The 22510-nt window shown below is 32.4% G+C and carries 23 protein-coding genes and 5 pseudogenes; 26 read left to right on the top strand and 2 right to left on the bottom strand.

Annotated elements, in window-relative coordinates:
- Positions 1–5: 5 nt before the first annotated feature.
- Entirely contained in the window at positions 6–335 is a 330-nt protein-coding gene (locus RCG18_RS24100) for a hypothetical protein (RefSeq protein ID WP_308038526.1), read from the bottom strand.
- A 255-nt stretch (positions 336–590) separates the two neighbouring features.
- Here RCG18_RS24100 and RCG18_RS24095 point away from each other — a divergent pair, with 255 nt between their 5' ends.
- Positions 591–1001 carry a hypothetical protein gene (locus RCG18_RS24095; RefSeq protein WP_308038525.1) on the top strand — a complete coding sequence of 137 codons (411 nt, stop codon included), beginning with the start codon at positions 591–593 and terminating at the stop codon, positions 999–1001.
- 86 nt (positions 1002–1087) lie between these two features.
- On the opposite strand, the gene RCG18_RS24090 is transcribed toward RCG18_RS24095, so the two are convergent.
- On the bottom strand, positions 1088–2860 hold the full coding sequence (locus RCG18_RS24090) for an ATP-binding cassette domain-containing protein (protein ID WP_308038524.1): 1773 nt from the start codon (positions 2858–2860) through the stop codon (positions 1088–1090).
- Positions 2861–3528: 668 nt separating this feature from the next.
- Between RCG18_RS24090 and RCG18_RS24085 the strand changes: the two are divergent.
- From RCG18_RS24085 to RCG18_RS23965, 25 genes and pseudogenes are all read left to right on the top strand, one after another.
- Positions 3529–3870 (top strand): annotated as a pseudogene (locus RCG18_RS24085) (replicative DNA helicase); the annotation flags it as partial.
- 395 nt (positions 3871–4265) lie between these two features.
- A complete protein-coding gene (locus RCG18_RS24080; protein WP_308038523.1) occupies positions 4266–5348 on the top strand; it encodes a leucine-rich repeat domain-containing protein in 1083 nt (360 codons plus the stop codon).
- A gap of 31 nt (positions 5349–5379) precedes the next feature.
- A pseudogene (locus tag RCG18_RS24075) lies at positions 5380–5661 on the top strand (nuclease-related domain-containing protein); the annotation flags it as partial.
- Between the two features lie 8 nt (positions 5662–5669).
- On the top strand, positions 5670–5897 hold the full coding sequence (locus RCG18_RS24070; protein ID WP_308038522.1) for a hypothetical protein: 228 nt from the start codon (positions 5670–5672) through the stop codon (positions 5895–5897).
- Between the two features lie 62 nt (positions 5898–5959).
- A complete protein-coding gene (locus tag RCG18_RS24065) occupies positions 5960–6223 on the top strand; it encodes an HRDC domain-containing protein (RefSeq protein ID WP_308038521.1) in 264 nt (87 codons plus the stop codon).
- A 350-nt stretch (positions 6224–6573) separates the two neighbouring features.
- On the top strand, positions 6574–7635 hold the full coding sequence (gene xerA / locus RCG18_RS24060; protein ID WP_308038520.1) for a site-specific tyrosine recombinase/integron integrase: 1062 nt from the start codon (positions 6574–6576) through the stop codon (positions 7633–7635).
- A gap of 165 nt (positions 7636–7800) precedes the next feature.
- The gene (locus RCG18_RS24055) at positions 7801–8460 is read left to right on the top strand and encodes a hypothetical protein (protein WP_308038519.1); all 660 of its coding nucleotides are present in this window, start codon (positions 7801–7803) and stop codon (positions 8458–8460) included.
- 374 nt (positions 8461–8834) lie between these two features.
- Positions 8835–9323, top strand: coding sequence for a ribosomal-processing cysteine protease Prp (locus RCG18_RS24050; protein WP_308038518.1), 489 nt, complete (start codon positions 8835–8837; stop codon positions 9321–9323).
- A 295-nt stretch (positions 9324–9618) separates the two neighbouring features.
- A complete protein-coding gene (locus tag RCG18_RS24045) occupies positions 9619–10095 on the top strand; it encodes a hypothetical protein (RefSeq protein ID WP_308038517.1) in 477 nt (158 codons plus the stop codon).
- Positions 10096–10203: 108 nt separating this feature from the next.
- A complete protein-coding gene (locus tag RCG18_RS24040; protein ID WP_308038516.1) occupies positions 10204–10722 on the top strand; it encodes a hypothetical protein in 519 nt (172 codons plus the stop codon).
- Positions 10722–11204, top strand: a complete 483-nt coding sequence (locus RCG18_RS24035; RefSeq protein ID WP_308038515.1) for a hypothetical protein — start codon at positions 10722–10724, stop codon at positions 11202–11204. The genes RCG18_RS24040 and RCG18_RS24035 overlap by 1 nt, the downstream gene beginning before the upstream one ends.
- Complete coding sequence (locus RCG18_RS24030; protein WP_308038514.1) at positions 11174–12349, top strand: PEP-utilizing enzyme; 1176 nt, start codon at positions 11174–11176, stop codon at positions 12347–12349. Before RCG18_RS24035 ends, RCG18_RS24030 begins: the two co-directional genes overlap by 31 nt.
- A gap of 216 nt (positions 12350–12565) precedes the next feature.
- Positions 12566–13198 (top strand): TetR/AcrR family transcriptional regulator, encoded by a 633-nt coding sequence (locus RCG18_RS24025; protein ID WP_308038513.1) that lies wholly within the window; start codon positions 12566–12568, stop codon positions 13196–13198.
- Between the two features lie 194 nt (positions 13199–13392).
- Positions 13393–14040, top strand: coding sequence for a lactate utilization protein (locus RCG18_RS24020; protein WP_308038512.1), 648 nt, complete (start codon positions 13393–13395; stop codon positions 14038–14040).
- Positions 14041–14280: 240 nt separating this feature from the next.
- Positions 14281–15425 (top strand): IS3 family transposase gene (locus RCG18_RS24015; RefSeq protein WP_308037684.1). Its coding sequence is split into 2 segments (ribosomal slippage): positions 14281–14527 and positions 14527–15425, totalling 1146 coding nucleotides; the frame shifts between segments, so codons are not numbered across the junction.
- A gap of 575 nt (positions 15426–16000) precedes the next feature.
- Positions 16001–16459: pseudogene (locus RCG18_RS24010) on the top strand (IS3 family transposase); the annotation flags it as partial.
- A gap of 185 nt (positions 16460–16644) precedes the next feature.
- Positions 16645–16968, top strand: coding sequence for a PadR family transcriptional regulator (locus tag RCG18_RS24005; RefSeq protein WP_308038511.1), 324 nt, complete (start codon positions 16645–16647; stop codon positions 16966–16968).
- Entirely contained in the window at positions 16968–17315 is a 348-nt protein-coding gene (locus RCG18_RS24000) for a DUF1048 domain-containing protein (protein WP_308038510.1), read from the top strand. The genes RCG18_RS24005 and RCG18_RS24000 overlap by 1 nt, the downstream gene beginning before the upstream one ends.
- A gap of 9 nt (positions 17316–17324) precedes the next feature.
- A pseudogene (locus tag RCG18_RS23995) lies at positions 17325–17674 on the top strand (DUF1048 domain-containing protein).
- A gap of 39 nt (positions 17675–17713) precedes the next feature.
- On the top strand, positions 17714–17902 hold the full coding sequence (locus tag RCG18_RS23990) for a cysteine-rich KTR domain-containing protein (RefSeq protein ID WP_079421726.1): 189 nt from the start codon (positions 17714–17716) through the stop codon (positions 17900–17902).
- A gap of 115 nt (positions 17903–18017) precedes the next feature.
- Entirely contained in the window at positions 18018–18779 is a 762-nt protein-coding gene (locus RCG18_RS23985; RefSeq protein ID WP_308038509.1) for an ATP-binding cassette domain-containing protein, read from the top strand.
- Positions 18780–19544 carry an ABC transporter permease gene (locus RCG18_RS23980; protein WP_308038508.1) on the top strand — a complete coding sequence of 255 codons (765 nt, stop codon included), beginning with the start codon at positions 18780–18782 and terminating at the stop codon, positions 19542–19544.
- 581 nt (positions 19545–20125) lie between these two features.
- Positions 20126–20974: a sialate O-acetylesterase gene (locus tag RCG18_RS23975; protein WP_308038507.1), complete on the top strand. Its 849-nt coding sequence runs from the start codon at positions 20126–20128 to the stop codon at positions 20972–20974.
- Between the two features lie 63 nt (positions 20975–21037).
- Positions 21038–21559 (top strand): helix-turn-helix transcriptional regulator, encoded by a 522-nt coding sequence (locus RCG18_RS23970; RefSeq protein ID WP_308038505.1) that lies wholly within the window; start codon positions 21038–21040, stop codon positions 21557–21559.
- A gap of 745 nt (positions 21560–22304) precedes the next feature.
- A pseudogene (locus RCG18_RS23965) lies at positions 22305–22457 on the top strand (Lsa family ABC-F type ribosomal protection protein); the annotation flags it as partial.
- Positions 22458–22510 lie beyond the last annotated feature (53 nt).

The following is a 22510-nucleotide window of genomic DNA, read 5'->3' as shown; positions in this document are numbered from 1 at the left end:
AACCTTTATAATCTCTTTTTGCCTTGATTCAAGTCAATTGAGGCTACATAAAGAGCTTTATCTTTTGTATAGGCAACATTTTGTCCATCTGGAGAAATACTTGGGGTTGTAAAGACGCCACCCTTATCTATAAGCATTTCCTTATCTGTTTTTGATAAATTTACTAACCACAGTCCATTCTCTTTTGCTATTACTACAAAATCAGTAGTGACTTTATTACCTTTTGCCTTCACTAAGACACAAGTTGCAAGTTCTGCTGTAATAATCAACACAACTACTATAGTGAGTACCAATGTGCTTGCTATTTTTTTATGGCTTTTCCTACTTTTAATCATAATTAGTTTCTCCTTTAATAATATAAACCATAGTATAAAGTTACAATTGATTGAATCCTCTTGTTGTGACATAAGGGGAGTATAGTAAATAGTTTTACCTCTCTTATAAAATTTTAATATTCCTTTTTTTGGCAAGAGAAATGCATTAATCATTCTTTTCATTATCTCTTTATTTGTATTGGTTAAAAAAGAACTATGGATCATATATTCCATTGAACCTATAGATGGAGATGATTGTTTAGATTCTACAAAAAAATGTTTCCTGAAAGGTTATGGAATAAGGTTTTATCTGGAAACGACTCAACTTATTCTAACCTTGTCAAATCACAGAAATCTCAAGCTGAAGAATACCTAAAAAAAATTGGCAGAACTGCCCTGGTAAGTCCAAACTATGTTGAAAGAAAACTTCCAGATATTAATGTTTCAGCATCGAATAAACTGTTTTCAGAACTGACAAAAGATGATTCATTTTTAAATAGTTGTCCTTATTGGCTAGGATCGAAAGAAAGGATAGAAAATGGTGTAAGAATAGTTTATGAAACATCTCAAAGTAAAAGTAATGATGGATATGATTTGATTACTTTTAAAAAGTTAAAAGCGGATGGAACAGTTATTGAAGAACGTATATACAAAATTGTAGGAAGTGAGCCGGAGCTTCAAAAATAGAAGGGTAAAATTAGCAAGTGAGTCCAGCATGTCCTTACTAGGAACCCAGGGTAGCAATCTTTTCCACTCTGGGTTTTTGGAAATTACTAATTTGCAAATTCTCTGGATCTCTGAGATGTGAGGAGTAGCTTAATCAGCTCTTCTAACTCTTCAGATAAAGTTTTTGCAAGGGTAAAATCAGTATTTTTTAAAGCCAATTCTATTTTTTTTTCAACTAATTTTTTCTTTTCTTCAATTTCTAAATAGTCCTTATCAAAATGACTAGCATAAATCATCTTTCTAAATTTTCGCATGCTCATTTTTCTAATGGTCTTATCTTCAATGATTAAAACATAATCCATACAGTTTACTATAGAATAAAAATCATGAGAAATCATTAAAATCGCACCTTTATAGCTTTTTATGGCTTTTTCCAGTGCTATTTGTGAATAGGTGTCTAAATGACTGGTAGGCTCATCAAGCAGCAGCAGGTTTGCTTGACTAGCAGAAACTTTAGCCAGTTGAAGTATATTTTTTTCTCCACCAGATAAGGAACCTATCTTTTGATTAATGACTTCTTCTTCAAAATCATACCGTGAAATATATGCTTTAATCTCTTCATAAGTTTTAAAACCAACAGCTAGGAACTCTTCCAATATGGTATTAGACTCATTTATTGTGTTTCCTTGAAGTTGTGATAAATAAGCTACTTCAATCTGTTCATTTATCTCAATAGCATCATGATTATTTTTAAAGATTTCTTGGATTAAAGTGGTTTTACCAGTACCATTTGAACCGACAAGGGCTACTTTATCAGTAGATTTAATCTCAAAGTTAACATTCTCTAGAAGCATATCATCAAAGCTAACACTGTAATCATTAACTTTTAAAGCAATGGTTTCTTCAATCTCATTATTTGTAACTAAAGTGATATTCGGTTGTTTAATATCTACAAAGGGCGCTTTAATTCTACGCTTTTCTAATCTTTCTTGAATTTTAATTCTAGCATTTAGAGATTTACCTTTAGCAGATTCAGAATTCTCAGTTGCGATAACTCTTAGTTTATTTATTAAGATCTCGTTTCTCTTAATTTCTTCATCATCAGCAATAGCCAGCTCTTGTAACTCAATTTTAGTTTGAAGTAGTGAGAAGTTATAATCAATATAACCTCCATTAAACTCTTGAAGCTCCATGTTTTCAAGGTGAAGAATTTTGTTAAAACAATTATTCAATAGATATCTGTTATGCGTAATAATTAACATTATTCCTTTGTGTGAATTAATTAGATTTTTAAGAGAATTAAGATTTTCAAAGTCTAAAAACACATCCGGTTCATCCATAATCATTAACTCGGGACTATTTAGCATTTCCTTAATTACTTGAATAAGCTTGAATTCTCCACCACTAAGGTCAGATATCATTAAATCTTTATATTTAATTAAGTTTGCAAGATTTAGTTTTTTATTAATGTTGTTTTCGAAATCCTCTCCATTAATTGCATCAAATGCGTCTAAAGCTTGTTGGTACTTTTCTAGTAAAGAATCAATATCGGTCGATGTTTCCATTTCAGTACAAATAGATGTTATTTCATTTTGTAGTTTAATAAATTTTTCTCCTATATATTCGAAAACTGTAGTTTCTTCTATTTTGTCTAGTTGGGAGAATTGACTTACATACCCAATTCTACAATTGGGGTCTATCTCTAGATTACCATCGAACATATATTTTTCTGGATCCATAATTATATCTATCAAGGTGCTTTTTCCGCTGCCATTTGTTCCTATAAAAGCACAATGCTCTCCATCTTCTAATGTAAATGAAATGTTATTGTATAAATCCTTTTGCGGAAATGAGTAGGACAAGTTATCAACTTTTATCATATTAATACCTCTCTTTATCACTAAAAAAGAGCCTATAGAAATAAGCTCTTCAACATATTATCTTGTCAATTGCAATTTTACAATTGATTTTTACATTCTACTGAATTCGACATTGATAGCATAACATTTTTTTTGACTAAGTTCAATCATTTCATACCAGCAGCAAAAATTGTCCTAGTTTTTGCTGCAAGTGAGTCCAGCATGTCCTCACTAGGAACCCAGGGTAGAACTCTTTTCCACCCTGGGTTTCTTGTGAGCTAGGCTCACTTGCTAATGAATTGAAGATTCTGGATGTACTTTAGTTTATATAAACAATGATTTTTAGCAAATTGTATTAAAATTTATAGATATCTATGAAGCCTTATAAATAGAAAACTTAGACAACTTAAATATAAGAACTATACATAGATTTTTGTTATTAATTTCCTAGTATCATAATTTATATAGTAAACAAAATAATAGAGTGATACAATAAATAAATTCTATTTTGGAGGAATAATTGCTATGAGTGAGAAAAAAGATCCTTCCGTTTCAAGTCAACAAGAAAAGGAAAAGAAGGCGAATAATGCTGGGGCTAAACATAGGAAAAAGATAGATAAAAAAGATTAGTACTAAGATTAATTTAGGAAAGAACTTGGAAGTCCAGGTTCTTTTTATTTGTTATTGAAGGTGTAAAAGGTGCGGAAAATAGAAATGTTGAGGTTTCCAAGATCACAAGAGAACTGAAGCTTATGGCAAAGAAACTTGATGTAACTGTACTTTTGCTTTCTCAGCTTTCCAGAGCACCAGAGGCTAGGGGCGACCACAGGTCTATACTTTCTGATTTAAGAGAGTCGGGGAGTATAGAGCAGGACACGGATGTGGTTATGCTTTTATATAGGGATGATTATTATGACAAGGATTGTGAGGAGAAGGGGATTATTGAATGTATTGTGGCGAAGAACAGGAATGGAGAGTTAGGAACGGTGAGGTTTAGGTGGATGCCGGAGATACAGGCATTGAACACTTAGTGAAGGCGAGCATAGCGAAGGCTGAACTTAGTGAGAAAGCCCACATTACGGAGAGAAGCGGAGTAATGTGTACCTTAAACGAACACTTAGTGAAGATGAGCGCAGCGAAATCTGAGTTTAGTGAGAAAGCCCGCATTACGAAGTGTAGCGGAGTAATGTGTTCCTTAGTTGCAAGTAAACATTGGAATTTTATCATTTTAGGTACTTATATGGATTAAAATGTAATATTATGTTATGATTAGATATGGAAAAGTAAGGGAGATTATAACTGACAAAATAGTGAGGTATATCATGGGGCAGAAGTTGATAGGTGAAGAGTCAAGTTTGTGAAATATAAATTTTTGATTAAACTCATAGAAAAGCACAACATACCCCACTGAAAGGATGATTAAAAAATGATTTCAATACAAGAAGAACCCGTAGGTGAAACCTATAAAAAATTAATTGAATATGCAGCAAGACGAAGCTCGCAGTTTGTACTTGTGGTTGATTCAAATTATCTTGAGGTTGAAGAAAGTTGTTCTAAAATTTTAGCTCAGCTAGAGCCTTATTTAATTAAAAAAATCAAGCATAATAGCTGGCCTGGAACTACGAGCTATGGATGTTGTTCAATCATATACTATTTTCAATGTAATAGACATACAGTTTCCATATTGCAAAATACAGTTAATTCTCTTTATGCATGGCTTCCTCCAAAATTGCCAATGGATTTAAGCTTCATAGATGAAAAAAATCATGAATGGTTTGTTAGTACTACTCATGAAGAAATGTCTTGGTTTGATATATGTGACGAGGAAAAGCAGAATATTTTAGACTATATTCCTAACTTACAGCTGAAAGAAAATAAAAGTAAAACTTTAGAACAGTTGCTCAAGGATAAAGAAGCAAAATTTTTAAATTTTAATCATATGAATCTATATAAATTACCAGAAGAAATTGTTAACTTTAAGAATTTACAGATGCTTTTTGTAGAAGATGATACTATAAATGAAATTCCAGAATTCATAGGTAATTTAACTAATTTAAAAATATTAAGTATATCTGGAAGAAAAATATCAAGTATTCCCTCAAGTATTTTTAATTTACCTAGTCTGAGGGAGTTAAGGATAAAGGATACAATGATATCAGTTATACCTAAAGATATAGGCAATCTTAAGAATCTAACAGTACTAGTACTAAGTAACAATAAAATAACTGCTTTACCTGATGAAATATGTAATTTAAGTGATCTTTGGGTGCTATTTGTGGCCTTTAATAATATAGAGGAAATTCCTAAGGAGATTGGCAAGCTAACTAACTTATGGTATATGGGTATTCATAATAATAAAATCAAAGAGTTGCCTGAGAGTATTAGGAATATAGTTGAATTAAAATATATTTCGATATTTAATAATAAGTTTAAGGATATAGAGAATGAAATTTCCAAGTTTAAGAATATGGAATGTGTCAGGGTTGATGTAAAATTTGAAGGCTGTTAAAGGCTAAAATTATGATGATAAAGGTTCTTTTGGAGAATATTTAATTAAGTATGCGCTTGCGAACATACCAGGATACCAAAAAGTGTTGCGTAACATATATGTCCCTTATAATGGGAAAACATCAGAAATAGATGTTCTTATGATTCGTGAAAAAGGAATTTTTGTATTTGAAAGCAAAAATTATAGCGGTTGGATTTTTGGAGGACTGAAAATACGTAGAGGACACAGTGTCTACCTAATAAACAGAAGAGTAGGTTTTACAACCCTATATTGCAAAATAGAACTCACATTAAAGCATTGGCACAATTTTTAAATATAGATATGTCACAGGTTATATCTTATATTATCTTTAGTCAACTTTGGGAACTAAAAGATGTGCCTAATAGTAGTGCAAACTGTATTATTCTAAAAAGACCTGATATGTTAAAACAGTTAAAGAAAGATGTCAAAGGAAGAAATATAATTTATACAAAACAAGAAATTGATGATATTTATAATAAGTTATTACTATTACACAGGTTACGGAAGAGCAAAAGAAGCAGCATATAGAAAATATAGATAACAAAGTAAGAAAGCAAACTAAAGAATGTGAAAGCTTAATATCTAGTAATGTGGAAAAGCGCGCTGATGAGTCTACTAATAGTGTTTATATTGAAGAAAATAACTTGTATAAAGAGTTAAAACGATATCGTTTGGAAAGAAGTAAAGCAGATGGTATTAAGCCATATTTTATATACACTAACGTTCAGCTAGAGGAGATTGCCAATAAGAAGCAGAAGACTATAGATGAGTTAAAGGCTATTAAAGGCTTTGGAGATGTTAAGTGTGAAAAGCATGGGGAAGATGTAATAGGGATTGTTAGAAGAAATATATAGGTTTAATAATTAAAATAAGTGAAGTCATAATGAGATGTAGATTATGTTTATAATGGGAAGTCGGGTATTTTCAAATGTTGTTAATTTATAAAATCATGACATTTTCATTTTTTGTTGTTATACATTTTTGTTACAATTTAAGAAAGGTTATAAAGAATTAAAGTATGTTGTTATCAAGGACTTTTTTGATGGCATCAATCATAAGGGTAACTTTTATAAAGTGTAATCTAACAATGAAATGAATATTAAATAGTTATATAGTAACTGATAAAATATTGAATAGCAAAACAGATAATGGTAACAATTAAATTGTAAACATATGTTCTAATAATGATAGAGGAGTTTTTACCATGTCTGTTAAAGTTTCGAAACTTGAAAATGAGTTAATTATTACATTCACTTATTCAACAGAGAGAATAAATAAGATAAAAAGCATTAAGGGATATAGATGGAATCCAAATGAAAAGGAATGGTCAGTACCATTTTGTGATGAAAATATTAATATACTAAAAAACATATTTAGAAATGAACAATTATATATAGATTTTATTATCGATGAGAAGGCAGAAAGAATAATTAAATATATGGATGAACAGTTGAAATTGAAAGGATATAGTTTTAAGACAAGAACGACCTATATAAAGCATATAAAGCGTTTCTCCAGCTTTATCGATAAAGATTTAGATTCAATAACTGAACAGGACATAAGAAGATATATACTTTTCCTACTAGATGAACAAAATTCATCACATTCATATGCAAATCAAGCAATAAGTTCTATTAAGTTTCTCTGCAATGATACGCTAAAACAAGGGAAGATAATTGAATCCATTCCAAGGCCCAAGAAGGAAAATAAACTACCGAAAGTACTGAGTTTTGAGGAAGTAAAGAAAATTTTAGGTGCTCTTAATAATGAAAAGCATAAGACTATATTATTTTTAGTTTACTCTGCAGGATTAAGAGTAGGTGAAGTTGTAAGGCTCAGATCTGAAGATATAGACAGTAAAAGGATGCTAATTCATGTTGTTCAAGGAAAGGGTAAAAAGGATAGATATACACTTCTATCTGAAATTGCTCTAAATCAATTAAGAAAATATTATAGAATATTTAAGCCTGAAAAATGGCTTTTCCCTGGTCAGAATAAGGAAGAATTTCTTACTGAAAGAACAGTGGAAAGAATATTTGAAAAAGCATGTTTTCTTGCTAACATAAACAAAAAAGCATCAGTGCATACACTACGACATTCTTTTGCAACACATCTTCTTGAGGGAGGTACTGATTTAAGGTTTATACAAGAATTGTTAGGACATTCAAGTTCTAAAACTACAGAAATATATACCCATGTTACTAAGAAAAATCTTTCTAACATTCAGAGCCCATTAGACAAATTGTCGAAAAATAAAATTTTTTGAACTGATTTAGTGATGTAAGATACAGTAATATTTCCCGACATGAATGTCGGGAATACCATTATATTTAGGGATATAGCGACATAGAGTGTAGGAATACTTTAGTTAGATGACATTAATTAAAGTTACAGGTTAAATGATGATAGAGAATTTATATGGAGGATAGTCATGGAGGAAAAGTTTTATAAAACAGAGATAAGATTAAAAGATAAAGAGTTTATTGTCCTTACACCATTAAATGACTATAATGAACTTTTCACTTGTACTCAGAATCTTGACTATTTGACCATATTAGGGGATATTAGCAGTCTCTTAAGATTAGCATATATTTTTGCAGTAATGTATGATGAAAAAAATATAATTATGTACCTTCCACTAAAGAGACATGGATTAACTGAGTATTTAAAATCAAGCCAGGGAGAACGTTCTGCAAAGGACTTGGTAATTTTACATCATACAATTCAGCTTAAAATAAATGATTGGAAGACAATTAGAGGATTGTTAACTAAAAAAGATATTGTGTCAATTGAAGTAGAAGACGATATTTTTAAAAATATTGATGAAGATTATAGAAAATTCAATTATAGATCAAACAAAGATGTTCTGGATGTTAAGAACAAATTTGAAACAATATTCTTAGTAGGAAGTTCAAAGGTGTATGGAAGTATAGCAAATGACTGTAAAGAGCTTGCAGAAGGGGAACCTGATGAGTTCTTTAAAAAATATAACTGGTACCATGACCATAAGCATCTTGATATATATTTAAGAAGGTGGAAGGAAATAAATTTTTCAATTGATTATTATGATAAAAAACTTTGGGGAGAGTAAAAGAACGTCATCTAACAAAAAATTGCCGTTCGTCTTGTCCTAAAAACACGGCCAAGACACACCTGCGACACTAAGCCAAGTCTGGCTAAGCGTCTTGGTGTCGGCAATTAGAAACGTTATATGTAATTTTAGATAAACAGAGCAACAGCTTAAAGTTTCAATTTTGTTTTTTTATGAGTCACAATTTGATTATGAGACAAACTAATAAGTGAATTTAAAAGTACGAAGAGTGTTATTTGAAATAAATAATACGGTATTTTGAGTTTCTTAACTTGGAGAAATTAGTTAATTGGGATGTTGAATTTTAGTACAATTCTTCTATGATATAAATCAAAACTATAAATTATTATGGGACAATAAGGGGGAGATTAAATATGAATAGAAAATATAATATCATTATATTGATACTTATAATTTTAATTATGACAGTTGGTTGTTCACAAAAAACATTTGACGGTAATATTGAAACAAATTCAAAAGAATTCAGTTTGGAATCTTATAAATCTAATGAAGGGGTAACTGCATTCTTTTTTTCAAATAAAGAAGGGATAATATATAAATTCATAATTTATGGAGTGACAAATTATTCAGAAGAAGGAAAAGATATAGTTGCTGCTGGAGTGTCGGCATTATCAATAAATACTATTAATTCTATTAATAAATTAACAGATACAAAAATAAATTACACGAGTAAAGAAATTAATTTAAAACCATATTTAGAATGCCAGCTTAATAAATTTAATTCAAAGCAAGGTAAAGATGAAACAATTGTTTTAATTAAAGCTCTTAAACTTGGACTTGAAGATATTGAAAAAGCATATGGGTCAAAATATATACATTTAGTTGAAATTAGTGACAAGTAACATCAACTTATGTCACAATTCAAAATAATGTGGTTTAAATTTGAAAATAATGAAGTAGGTTCAGCTTAAAGTCTAGTTGCTAAAACTACATATAACAATGCATTCAAGTTCGCTTTGGCTGTTTGGGGTCAAGCCTTCGAAGAAGCCAAAGCACATTCCTTCACCGGTGCAAGCACGCCAAGGGGTATTCCTTTGGGGTCCGGTTCAGGAACGTCTTGAATGCGGAACGTTATACGACAACTTTACTCAAAAGAGTTATTGAAATAGATTTAATTTTTTTGGAGGTGAGATATAAATGATAGTAACAGATATACTTTTCTACAAAATATACAAACAATCAGTATGTGTGGATGATTATATTAATTGGGCCTACTCAATGTTGGGGAATAATATTGAGAGTGAAGAAATATGTATCATTTCATCTTTCACAAAATCAGATAATATCTTTGAAGTTGAAGAATATTTTCATAAAGCTTTAAAAAACTTAGAAGTTGAAGAACCAAGTTTTGATTCATGTTCAAGGTCGTATATAAAACATCTTTCAGAGAAGATTTTAAACAATAATGAAGAAATTTTTGATTTGGCATATGATATTTACCATATTGTTGCTTCATTGGACTATCCGGAGGAATTAATGGAATGGTATGAAATAAGTGAAATGATAGATTCTATTAATTATAACACATTTTATAATGAGTATTTTACTAGAAGTGATGTTGAGGAAAAGATAATTCAACAAGCAAAGTTACAGATAGAAAGTTTAAGTGGATAGTTGCTAATCGAAGTAAGCAATAAAGCCGCCGTATAACAATATGTTATATGACACTACAAGCAAAAGACCGCGTCTTTATTCGTGGAAAAATTTCAAAGGAGAGATACGATGATTTTTGATGAAACCCAAATGTCAGAAGCAGAAGTGAGTTTGACCCTTGCGTTATATCTGATTCGCAATAATCTTGTTACATCAGACGTATTAGTTGCAATAGACGGTGCGCAGATAAAAACCGGTAGCACAGTACATTTTCAAATCGAGGAGTTCTTGTTAGCAAACAAGTGTAGAATAGTTGCAAATCAAATTGAGTGGCGAGGCACATACAAAATAGACAATTTTGATTACAACATGATTGTACATTCTAATCCAGGTAAAGGAGATGTTGTTGCAAAACTAATTTCTGGAGTAGATTTGCGCGTTGAGAGCAAGAAAGGACCATTGTCGAGATCTGCTGGGTCAAAGGAGTATCCATTAATGAGAGAAGCAATTGGACAACTTATGACTATAGAAGAGTATAGTGAAAGTGACAGACTTGCAGTAGCAATTCCATATGCACCAAAGTTTAAAGAACTTGCAAACAGATGGAAGAAGGCGCCACTTATGAGGATGTTGGAAAGCTTTATATAGTGCAGGCACGTCCAATTACAACTCTTCAAACCATTGGTTATGATACCTATGAGATAAATCAAAGTCTTGCTACAGATGCATTATGGAGCAGTAATAATGTAGGAGAGGCTGTACCCGATGTAATGAGTCCTTTTACCTGGAGCTTGCTGCATGAGATGGATTTGGAGTGTCAAAAGGTGCCTGGGTATTTCATGTTTGGTAATATTTGTGGCAGAACTTATTCAAATATCAGTGTTATGATTTCTTCATTAAGAGTACTTGGATATAATGTAGAAAAGGCTAAGGAGCTTATAAGTGACGTGTTTGGCAATATTCCTGAGAACATTGAAGTGCCTATTTATCCCTTTGGAACGGCTTATTTAATCAAGGAGATGTTTCAGAGATCCAAAAAGAGTATAAAAAGGATGCGGGATTCAAAAAACAAAAGGCTTACTACTTGGAGAATACACCTGTGTGGTATGTGGAAACTCTTGAAAGGATAGAAGCTGCAAACACTAGGGAGGAGTTATTAAGGCTCTGGACATCTGATGTAAGATCTTTTTTATCTGCATTATGGAATATATGGTTTGGCGGAGCAGGAAGTGCTACACTCGCAACCCTCAGAAAAAAGCTTGCCAAGATGGCAGGAGAAGAATTGGCTAATCTGTTATGTTCTAATTTCAGCGGTGAACAAAGCCTTGTAAGCATGAAGCCGCTGCTGGCAATAGAGCAAGTTATGAGTGGCAGCTTAACTCCTGAAAAATATCTGGAGCTTTACGGCCATAGAAGCCCTCATGAGTTTGAGGTTTATTATGAATATCCTGCAGATGACCCTTCCTTTATTGAAAAGCAAGTTAAAGAATTTAAGAATGCAAACTTAAGTGCCACGGAGCTAATGAAAAAGCAGCAAAGTGAGTTTATGAAGGGTAAGGAGATTTTTTTACAAAAATTCCCTGGTAAGCAGGAGTGGCTTGAGAAAAAGCTTGAAAAGGTCTCTAAGGATGCACATACTCGTGAATCATTGAGAAATGAGTTTGTTAAGGTCTTTAGAGTCATGAGGCATTTGCTTTTGAAAATCGGATCAGTAACAGGAATTGGCGAGGATATATTTATGATGTACTGCTTTGAAGTTCCAAAATTCCTGCAGGGAGACAATGAAATGCTTGTTAAGCTGCCAATGAGGCGAAAAAATTTTGAAGAATATCAAAAGCTGCCAGTTTTTCCACAGTTAATTAGAGGCAGGTTTAATCCAAAGGAATGGATCAATTCCAAGGATAGAAGACAGGACTATTATGACCCTAATGCTGCGACACCAGTAAAGGATGAAAATATAATTAAAGGTTTTGCAGGTGCCCCAGGCACAGTTGAAGGAAGCGTTCGTATTTTGCACAGCTTTGAGGAAGCAGAAGATTTTCAAAAGGGAGAAATCCTTGTAACAACTATGACAAACATTGGCTGGACACCTTTGTTTCCTAAAGCAGCTGCGATTATTACAGATCTTGGGGCACCATTATCCCATGCCGCTATTGTGGCACGTGAGCTGGGTATTCCAGCAGTTGTAGGATGTGGAATTGCAACGACGGAACTTAAAACAGGCGATTTTATAATTGTTAACGGCAGTACTGGTGTTGTTAAGAAAATAAGTTAAGCTTAATTTTTCTCAACATCTATACTTCTAAATGTTTTAAAGTGTCATCAATGTAGGAAATGATGACACTTTATTGTACCTTAGTTTGCTTTTTGTACTACTATATAAGTTTAAGAGAACTAAATATAACATTGACAACTGATAGAAATTAAAATACAATTAGAATGAACATTCGATTTAATGATTTTCGCAAAAGTTCTAATACGGAGGAGTATCATGTTTGAGAATTACAATAAAGTTCAGGCAGCTGTGCTAGAGACTACACTTCGACTAATAAGTGAAAAAGAATTGCAAGCTACCTCTATGTCTCTGATTTCTAAAGAATCAGGAATATCAACTGGAAGTATTTATCACTATTTTGATAGCAAAGAAGCTATCATAAATGAGCTTTATAAAGGAATTGTTAAATTTCATTCTGAGCAAATACTAAAAGGTTTTTATTCCAATGAAACAATTAAAGAACGATTTCAACGAATTTGGGAAAATTTTATTCAGTTTGGTATAAATTATCCTAAGGGTTTTCAGTTTATAGAGCAATATTCATTTTCACCATATATTACTGATGAGGTAAAAAAGGAAATATATGATGGAGTCTGGTGCGGAAAAGTTGCAATGCTTTATTCAGAAGCCATAGAACAAAAGCTATTTATTGAATTAGAACCTAAATTAATGGTTCAAATGCATTATGGGTCTATGGTTTACTTATTAAAGTCATATTTTCAAGGTAATACGGATCTTACAGAGGATATTATTCAAACAGCGATTTATGCATGCTGGAATGCTGCAATCAAAAAGAGAAAAACTTATAAGTTTCGCAAGCATATACATTGGAGATTTAGCAAGAATTAAATTATAAATTTCTTGATTTCCTTTATAAGTGGGTCAAGAAATTTAAATTGATCGCATTAGAATGAATGTTCAGTTTAAAAATTTGCTTGTAGACGTAGATACATTTAATAAGAACACAAGCAATAAAAGATCAATTCTTAATAAAAGTAATATAATAAATTATTTTTCAATGTAAAGTATTAGGAGGAATAAACATGGAAACAAAGGAAATTAAAAATTGGCACAATGAAACAGTTGGGAAAAAAGCAGTGGAAGCTTTAATAAAAAATGATTTTGATGCAATGTATGTAGCGACTACTGAGGAAGCTTCTGATTTTATTATGAAGCATGTTACCTCAGAATCTACAGTAGGTTTTCCAGGGTCAATGACTATATATAATATGGGGATGCAAGATAAAGTTAGGGCTGCTGGCGGTAAAGTTTTAGACCATTCTATATCAGGACTAACTATTGAGGAAAGAGCTGCTATAGCAAAAGAAGAAATGCTAAGTGATTTATACTTATGTAGCAGCAACGCTATTACTTTGGATGGTATGCTTGTAAATGTAGATGCTTGGGGAAATAGGATAGCAGCTATGAACTTTGGTCCAAAAAAAGTGATAATAGTAGTGAGTGTTGATAAGATTTGTAAAGATGAAGCTGCAGCCTTTGAAAGATTAAAAACTGTAGCAGCACCTATGAATAATAAGAGACTTAGCACTACAAATCCATGCACCAAAACAGGGGTGTGTGTTAATTGCCAGGTTGACACTAGAATTTGCAGATCATATTCTGTAATAAGAAAAAAGCCAGGTATGTCTGATATTACTGTAGTAGTTGTAGGCGAGAGCAGTGGATTTTAAGTTAGTATAAAATATAGGAGATCTACAAAGATTAAATTGAAAATCAGTCATTATTATAGATATGCAATTTGTAAGAAGAAATTTATTATCAAGTCACTAGAATGAACATTCAATTTAGTGATTAGTTTATAAATTAAGGAGGTTTTTTATGAAGAATAAAGAATGGGTGATGTTAGTATAATATTGTAGACACGAAAAGCCGAACACTTTACAATAAAGAAAAGAGAAGGAAGTGTTACAATGGCAAGAGGCAAAAAACAATATACGGAAGAATTTAAAAATACAATAATAGAATTGTACAACTCTGGAAAGACTTTAGCAGAGTTAAGTAGTGAATATGCCCTTTCTAAATCAACCATAACTGGATGGATTAAAAAAAATAAACCTGTCGCTATAGGTAAAGATACAGCAATAACAGCAGCAGATTATCAAGCAATGATTAAGAAAATGGCAAAGCTTGAAGAAGAAAATGAAATACTAAAAAAAGCTATGGGCATATTCGCAAGGAAGTAGCATCGGTATTCGAATTTATAAAAGCCAACAAGAAATATCATGATATTAAACTAATGTGCAAAGTTCTTAAGGTATCTAGGAGCTCTTATTACCAATACCTAAAAAAGAAGCCTAGCAAAAGAGATTTAGAGAATAATAACATTGCGAAAGCAATTATAGATATACACAAAGCTAGTAAAGGCCGTTATGGAGCCCATAAGATACACGCATCTCTAAATGCAATTGGTGTAACAATCAGCATAAAAAGAACTCAAAGGTTGATGAAGAAAATCGGAGTAAAATCTGTAATAACAAAGAAATATAGACCATCTACTTCTAAGCATAAAGTAGAAGAGAAAGAAAATATACTCAAAAGAGACTTTCAAGCTGAGAGCATCAATAAGAAATGGGTAACTGACATAACCTATATTCATACTATCAAGGATGGATGGTGTTATTTAGCCTCGGTTATGGATCTATATAGTAAGAAAATAATAGGCTACGCCATGTCCAAATCAATTGATACTACATTAGCGCTACAGGCAGTAAAAAATGCCGTAAGGCTTCAGAAGCCAACTAATAACCTTATACTTCACAGCGATTTAGGCTGTCAGTATATAAGCTCCGCCTTTAAAGAATATATAGTAAGCACTAATTTGATCACTCACTCTTTTAGCTCTAAGGGATGTCCTTATGACAATGCTTGTATTGAATCTTTTCATGCATCCCTTAAGAAGGAGGAGGTAAATCTTGTTACATACTTAGATTTTAATTCTGCTAGGCTTGCTATTTTTGAATATATAGAATCCTGGTACAACATAAGAAGATTGCATAGCAGCATTGGATATATGACTCCACAAAAATGTGAAGATTTAGCTAGAAAATCTTCATAATTTGTTCAACTTTTGGTGTCCAAGATATTGACATAGATCCAGGGTAATCCAGAAGAAATTGCAAATGGCATTGTATGGCTTTTATCAAATGAAGTGAAACATCTTATGCAAAAGATAGAGTTTGCTGCAATAATGTAGTATTGTATGTGCTGTTCCAAAAAATTTTTGAATCAGAAAAATTGATTTGTTTGTTACATTTTAAAGTAAGTATGATACAGTTTAAACAAATACGATGGTTGGAGTTGAAAAGATGATTAATTTTTCTTGCTAATTTTTTAAAGCATAACAAAATCGTGGGTTCGTATAATGTCGCTCTTTTGTTGTGCTTACGCAAGAAAGTTAATTGTTTTTTCACTCAGAAAATATGTACTCTTCGTGCCAATAATAGAGGGGTGGATTTGATATATTTACGAGCTGTAAGAATAATTAATTCTTGCGGCTCTTACTTTTTTATAAATAATATTATGATAAATAAAGACACTTTGCTAACACATGATAATCTCCATATAGAGTCGGATATTGCAGACGACACTTATATGGAATAATAACAAGGTCGCCTATTGTTCCGACTTTGTTATTTATACTATTCTATACAAAAAAGAAAAGAAAGGGGGCATAATGATGAGATTTTAAGGGATAACATTCTAAAAGCTTATAAATTTAAAGGACGTAAAAAAGGTGCCCGACAGATTAAAATGACATTAACAGGACAATTTGATATTATTTACAATTTAAAACGAATAAGACGTATTATGAAAAAATATGATATTATCTGCCCAATAAGAAAGGCTAATCCTTATAGGAAAATAATTAAAGCGACATTGGAACACTCAACTTTACCTAATTTATTGAATAGAAATTTCAAACAAAATATACCTGGGAAAGTGCTTCTTACTGACATAACATACTTATTTTATGGTAATAGTAAAAAGGCTTATTTGTCGACCATAAAAGATGGCTCGACTAATGAAATACTTGCCTATAACATATCTACTAGCTTGGCTATAGATTTAGCTACAACTACAATAAAAAAATAGAAGAAAACGCCCCCTTATATAGAATTTGAATACAATCAAACGTTAAATATAGAGATGGAGTGAGTTAAATGCCAAATATATATAAACATATCATATTGACATAACCACTACTGCGTGATACTATATAGTGGTAGTAAGTAATACTGAATACAAGTCATACAGAATAGCAAGGAGGGGTTACGTTGGAGAACCTTACAGAAATGCTCAAAGGTGTGCTGGAGGGCTGTGTTCTTGAAATCATCAGCCATGAGGAAATATACGGTTACGAGATTACGAAGAGGCTGAATGCCCTTGGATTTTCGGATGTTGTAGACGGGACAGTTTATACCATCTTGGTGCGGCTTGAGAAAAACAAGTTGGTGGAAACTACGAAAAAGCCGTCGGATATGGGACCGCCAAGAAAGTTTTTCACACTCAATGACGCGGGACGCGAGGAACTACGGAAGTTTTGGGAAAAATGGGGGTTCGTATCATCAAAAATTAATGAGTTAAAGGAGAAGAAATAATGAATTTTTGGGAAAGAATTACAGGGAGCGACATGACTAAAGAATTGAAAACTTTTGAATCGCGAGCCAAAAAGCTGCCAGCTGATTATCAAGAGGCATGGGAAAAAATTAAAGCCAATCTTTGGCCGCATTCAGATTTCACTGGTCGCAACCTCATGCCAATTCTTGACGGTGTGCTTGGCATGCTCGAAGAAACGGCGGCGGACGGTCAGAGTGTCCAAGAGGTTTTGGGTGACGATATCAAAGGTTTCTGTTCAGCGCTGGTCGGCGAAGAAGGGGCAAAGTCTTATCGTGACAAGTGGCGCGAGCAACTCAACAATAATATCGCTAAAAAATTAGGTAAATAGGAGGATAAAATGAGAATACAAGATATCATCGAAGGCAAAAAGAGTGGAGAGCGCACGTGGCGCGTGTCAAAGCGCTCCCGAAAGATTATCAGATTGTTTATAAAGAGATTCAAAAATATCTCTTTAAGGTCGGCCCTGTTGAGCTAACCGACGGGACTGGTTTGTTCTCGGGGATTATCGATCTTTTTGAAGAAGGTGCGGCCTTGGGGAAAGGCGTGCTCGAAGTGACGGGCAGTGACGTAGCGTCTTTCTGCGACGATCTAATCAAAGATTCAAAAACTTACGCTGACATCTATCAAGAATCTGTTGACCAAGAAGTTAACAAGGCCATGAAAAAGGTTACGGATAAAACAAAGTAAATAGTGGTCAACAAAAACATCAAGTAAGGGGATGGTAGAGTGTGTAAATATGAGTGGATATTATGCCCGGTCTGTGGCAACAAAACACGGGTCAAGATAGGTGTTGATACGGTGCTTGAAAACTTCCCGCTATTTTGTCCCAAGTGTAAACAGGAAACGATAATCAATGTAAAACAACTGAATATATCAGTTATCAAAGAGCCAGACGCTAAGACGCAGAGCCGATAACCGTGAATGAAATCACAGTTATCGGCTCTTTCTTTATGATAACTGCTCAAGCTGCATTGAGAGGATTAGGCGCAGATTTGAGTAAGGTTACTATATTGTAGAGGAGGAAAAGAAAATGAAAAAAAATATCATACAAGTTAAAGGGGTAAAGAAATCTTACAAAGATGTAGAAGTACTCAGAGAAGTAGATTTTGAAGTAGAGCAAGGAGGTATCTTTGCATTACTAGGTTCCAATGGAGCAGGAAAAACAACGATGATTAGAATCATGGCTACTTTACTTAAAGCAGATGCTGGAAGTGTTGTAATTAATGGTTTTGATATTGAAAAAAATCCAGGGGACATTAGAGGTTCTATCAGTCTTACTGGTCAGTTTGCTGCTATTGATGAAATTTTGACTGGACGTGAAAATCTTCAAATGATAGCAAAGCTCAGACATCTTAAAAATCCAAATCAAGTAGCAGATGAGTTAATTAATCGTTTTGGTATGTCAGAGGCGGCAGACCGCAGAGTGGGTACTTACTCTGGAGGTATGAAAAGAAGAATTGATATCGCAATGAGTCTTGCGGGAAATCCGAAGATTATCTTCCTAGATGAGCCAACGACAGGTCTTGATCCAGAAGCACGTTTAGAAGTTTGGAAGATTGTAAAAGAGTTATCAGCTTCAGGAACTACAGTATTCTTAACGACTCAATATTTAGATGAAGCAGAACAACTTGCAGATAAAATTGCTATTCTTCATGGAGGAAAGATCATTGCTTTAGATACACTAGAAGGATTGAAAAAATTATTCCCACCTGCAAAAGTTGAATATGTTGAAAAACAACCTACATTAGAAGAAATATTTCTAACAATCATAGGTAAAAAGGGGGAGAAATAAATGAAATCTGCAAATAAATATTTTTTTAAAGATATGAGTGTTATGTTTGGACGTTCTATGCGTCATATTTTTAGAAGTATAGATACAATTATTACAGTTTGTATCACGCCAATTGCGATGATGTTATTATTCGTTTATGTATTTGGTGGTGCAATCAAAACAGGTACGGAAAATTATGTTAATTATCTATTACCAGGTATAATGTTAATGGCTATTGGTAGTGGGATTGCATACGTAGCGTACCGTTTGTTTATAGATAAAGAGCGTGGTATCTTCGAACGTTTTCACTCTATGCCTATCGCTCGTTCTACAGTATTATGGGGACATGTATTAACCTCATTAATTTCAAATGGAATTTCTGTAGTAGTGATTATACTTGTTGCATTATTAATGGGCTTCCGTTCTTCAGCAGGAATCTTAGAATGGTTAACGGTATTTGGAATTCTTGGGATATTTACACTTGCTTTGACTTGGATTGCTGTAATTGCGGGACTTGCCGCTAAAACACCAGATGGTGCAGGGGCATTCTCTTATCCAATCATCTTCTTACCATTTATCAGTTCTGCCTTTGTACCAACAGATACTATGCCTTCAGCAGTACGTGTTTTTGCAGAAAATCAACCTATAACGCCTATCGTAGAAGCTATTCGTAATTTATTAGCAAACCAGCCAGTAGGAAATGAGATATGGGCTGCTTTGGCTTGGTGTATAGCAATAATAGTTGTTGCGTATATATTTGCAATGAGGATTTATAAGAAATTATAACCTATCTTTATATAAGTACATCTAATTTAGAAATTTAAAGAGCTCGTAATATTATCAGATGTTAATCCATTTGTAATTACTTACTCATAGGGATAGATTTTGCTAAAAGGCTATTATATCAATAACCTTTTACGTAATTGTGTAGATATTATGCTATCACGCATGCAGAGAGTGTGGCATTGATAGAGAAGAAATAGGGCGATAGTAAAGGGTTAGAGAAATCTTACCCTTTTTTTAATATGTGTTTTTATGATTCCTCAGACTAAAAGTTTGGGGAATTTGCAACCTAGGGTGCATAAATACGCAAAAATAGTGGGCATTAGGTGAGTGTATAAATGCCAAGAAATAAGTTAAATTATAGGGGACTAAAAATTATGCAGAAATATATGGTTGACAATTAGTCTAATTAGACTATAATATTTAAGTGTCGTTAGTCTAATTAGACTAATGATAAATTTGGTAGTTTTTGATATCTAGTAAAATCTATAGAAGCAATGAATTTAATAAGTAACTACTTAATATTTATTGAGAATTGGAAACATTTCTTTATAAATATTAAATAAAAAGAAAGGATGAAAAAAATGGTTAAATCATTTTTAATGTTAGGACAGTCAAATATGGCTGGGAGGGGATTTATTCATGAAGTACCCCCGATTTATAATGAAAGAATACAAATGTTGCGTAATGGTAGATGGCAAATGATGACTGAGCCAATCAATTATGACCGTCCAGTTTCGGGAATAAGTCTAGCGGGTTCATTTGCAGATGCATGGTGTCGTCAAAATGAAGAAGATATTATTAGCTTAATTCCTTGCGCAGAAGGTGGAAGTACATTGGATGAGTGGGCTGTAGACGAAGTGCTTTTTAAACATGCAATAACTGAAGCTAAGTTTGCGATGAAAAGTAGTGAGTTAACAGGAATTCTATGGCATCAAGGCGAAAGTGATAGTGTTAATGGTAACTACAAAGCATATTATAAAAAGTTACTTTTAATTATTGAGGCTCTTAGAAAGGAGTTGAATGCTCCTGATATTCCAATTATTTTTGGTGGCTTAGGAGATTTTTTAGGGAAAGAAGGATTCGGAAAAAGCTGTACTGAATATAATTTCATTAATGAAGAGTTACAAAAATTTGCTTTTGAACAAGATAATTGTTACTTTGTCACAGCCTCAGGCTTAACATCTAATCCTGATGGTATTCATATCGATGCAATTTCTCAAAGAAAATTTGGTTTACGATATTTTGAAGCTTTTTCTAATAAGCAACATGTATTGAAGCCATTAATTAATGAAAATGAGGTGCTAAATTTAAATGATGCTAGAACACATACAAAAGCAGAACAGATATATATAAAAAGTATGGATTTTGCATTAGGAAAAATATCATATGATGAATTCCTATCTCAAGTTATGCAAATCAACAATGATTAAATTTTATAATTATAAAATGACTATTAATATAATTTTGATGAAGAACATAAAGGAGGTGTCTTTTTGATACCATTACTAATTTTAGGTTTATTAAAACAAAACCCAGGTTCTTACGGATACGAATTATTAGCCTTAATGGAAGAGAGACACTATAAATATATAGTGAATTTCACTAAAGGGTCATTCTATTATAATCTTCAACAATTAGAAGAAAAGCAATATATTAAAAAAGTTGACCAATTAGACAATGCTAGAGAGACGCATAATTATATCATCACTGAACTAGGGGATAAAGAATTTGAAAAATTGATGTATAAGTATGGCTCTAAGACAGAGTATATAAATTTATCTTTTTATGCAGCAATGCTATTTGCTAATGAATATAAAAGCGAGGAACTAAAAAAGCTAATAGATATACAAATCGAACAAACTAATCAGAAAATTTCTTTAATAGAACAATCTCTTGAACGTAATGAAACTATCCCTACTTATTTTAGAAAAATGTTGGAAAATTCACTTTCTCATCATTTAGTAAATGTTCAATGGTTTAAAGGACTGTTAAAAGATATAAGAAATGAAAATTAATTTAAGGGGGTATCTGTTATCTAGAAATCCATAAGGATAAGTTGAAGTGGGTATTGCGAATTAAATTATGAGATATAGAGTTTCTGTGTGAAACAACAAAACCTAGAAAAATAGGCAATTTCAAAAATTATAGTTTATAAAACTTTTTGTATATTGGGTATAACTCACGACCCCCGCTCTCTAAAAAGTCCCCCGGGGTATAAGTGTAGTAATTATGCGTTTCAGTATCATTATTTTGCCTAGACACATGTAGAGTGTGTTGTGAAGATAGAGAAGAAATAGATTTTCTTGATTCACTCTTTATTGACTTTTTCGACGTATAATAGTATAATGATAAAAAAATTGAAATTTGAGGTGAAAAAATGATTAATTTTTCTTGCTAATTTTTAAAGTACATTTAATACAAAGATAAACAGGTGTGTTCTGTTTGTTTTGTTGTACTTATGCAAGAAAGTTATTCTTTTTTCTCTTAATATATACACTTGTGTTATGCTATAATGATTAGCTTAACTACGTATATCTATGAGCTGTAAGAATAATTAATTCTTGCGGCTCTTACTTTTTTATAAATAATTCGAATAAGGAGGATAAATAATATTATGATAAATAAAGACACTTTGCTAACACATGATAATCTCCATATAGAGTCGGATACTGCAGACGACATTTATATGGAGTAATAACAAGGTCGCCTATTGTTCCGACTTTGTTATTTATATTATTAAATACAGAGGAGGACAAAAATATGTCTTTAATAAATGTAAAAAACCTGACCTTCGCTTATGAAGGCAGTTATGATAATATTTTTGAAAATGTAAGCTTTCAAATTGATACCGATTGGAAAGTGGGCTTTACCGGAAGAAATGGACGAGGAAAATCAAATACATTGAATTTTATTGATGTCATTTCTCGTATGCAGATTGAGAAATTGTTAATTGAACTTAAACCTAC

The organism is Clostridium sp. OS1-26 (assembly GCF_030915445.1).
GTDB lineage: Bacteria > Bacillota > Clostridia > Clostridiales > Clostridiaceae > Clostridium_AM.
This window is presented reverse-complemented; position numbering and strand designations above follow the sequence as displayed.

Excerpts from the sequence above, each read along its gene's own strand:
- RCG18_RS24100 (WP_308038526.1), bottom strand. The coding sequence starts at position 335 with ATGATTAAAAGTAGGAAAAGCCATAAAAAAATAGCAAGCACATTGGTA.
- RCG18_RS24095 (WP_308038525.1), top strand. The coding sequence starts at position 591 with ATGTTTCCTGAAAGGTTATGGAATAAGGTTTTATCTGGAAACGACTCA.
- RCG18_RS24090 (WP_308038524.1), bottom strand. The coding sequence starts at position 2,860 with ATGATAAAAGTTGATAACTTGTCCTACTCATTTCCGCAAAAGGATTTA.
- RCG18_RS24080 (WP_308038523.1), top strand. The coding sequence starts at position 4,266 with ATGATTTCAATACAAGAAGAACCCGTAGGTGAAACCTATAAAAAATTA.
- RCG18_RS24070 (WP_308038522.1), top strand. The coding sequence starts at position 5,670 with ATGTCACAGGTTATATCTTATATTATCTTTAGTCAACTTTGGGAACTA.
- xerA (WP_308038520.1), top strand. The coding sequence starts at position 6,574 with ATGTCTGTTAAAGTTTCGAAACTTGAAAATGAGTTAATTATTACATTC.
- RCG18_RS24055 (WP_308038519.1), top strand. The coding sequence starts at position 7,801 with ATGGAGGAAAAGTTTTATAAAACAGAGATAAGATTAAAAGATAAAGAG.
- RCG18_RS24050 (WP_308038518.1), top strand. The coding sequence starts at position 8,835 with ATGAATAGAAAATATAATATCATTATATTGATACTTATAATTTTAATT.
- RCG18_RS24045 (WP_308038517.1), top strand. The coding sequence starts at position 9,619 with ATGATAGTAACAGATATACTTTTCTACAAAATATACAAACAATCAGTA.
- RCG18_RS24040 (WP_308038516.1), top strand. The coding sequence starts at position 10,204 with ATGATTTTTGATGAAACCCAAATGTCAGAAGCAGAAGTGAGTTTGACC.
- RCG18_RS24025 (WP_308038513.1), top strand. The coding sequence starts at position 12,566 with ATGTTTGAGAATTACAATAAAGTTCAGGCAGCTGTGCTAGAGACTACA.
- RCG18_RS24020 (WP_308038512.1), top strand. The coding sequence starts at position 13,393 with ATGGAAACAAAGGAAATTAAAAATTGGCACAATGAAACAGTTGGGAAA.
- RCG18_RS24000 (WP_308038510.1), top strand. The coding sequence starts at position 16,968 with ATGAATTTTTGGGAAAGAATTACAGGGAGCGACATGACTAAAGAATTG.
- RCG18_RS23985 (WP_308038509.1), top strand. The coding sequence starts at position 18,018 with ATGAAAAAAAATATCATACAAGTTAAAGGGGTAAAGAAATCTTACAAA.
- RCG18_RS23980 (WP_308038508.1), top strand. The coding sequence starts at position 18,780 with ATGAAATCTGCAAATAAATATTTTTTTAAAGATATGAGTGTTATGTTT.
- RCG18_RS23975 (WP_308038507.1), top strand. The coding sequence starts at position 20,126 with ATGGTTAAATCATTTTTAATGTTAGGACAGTCAAATATGGCTGGGAGG.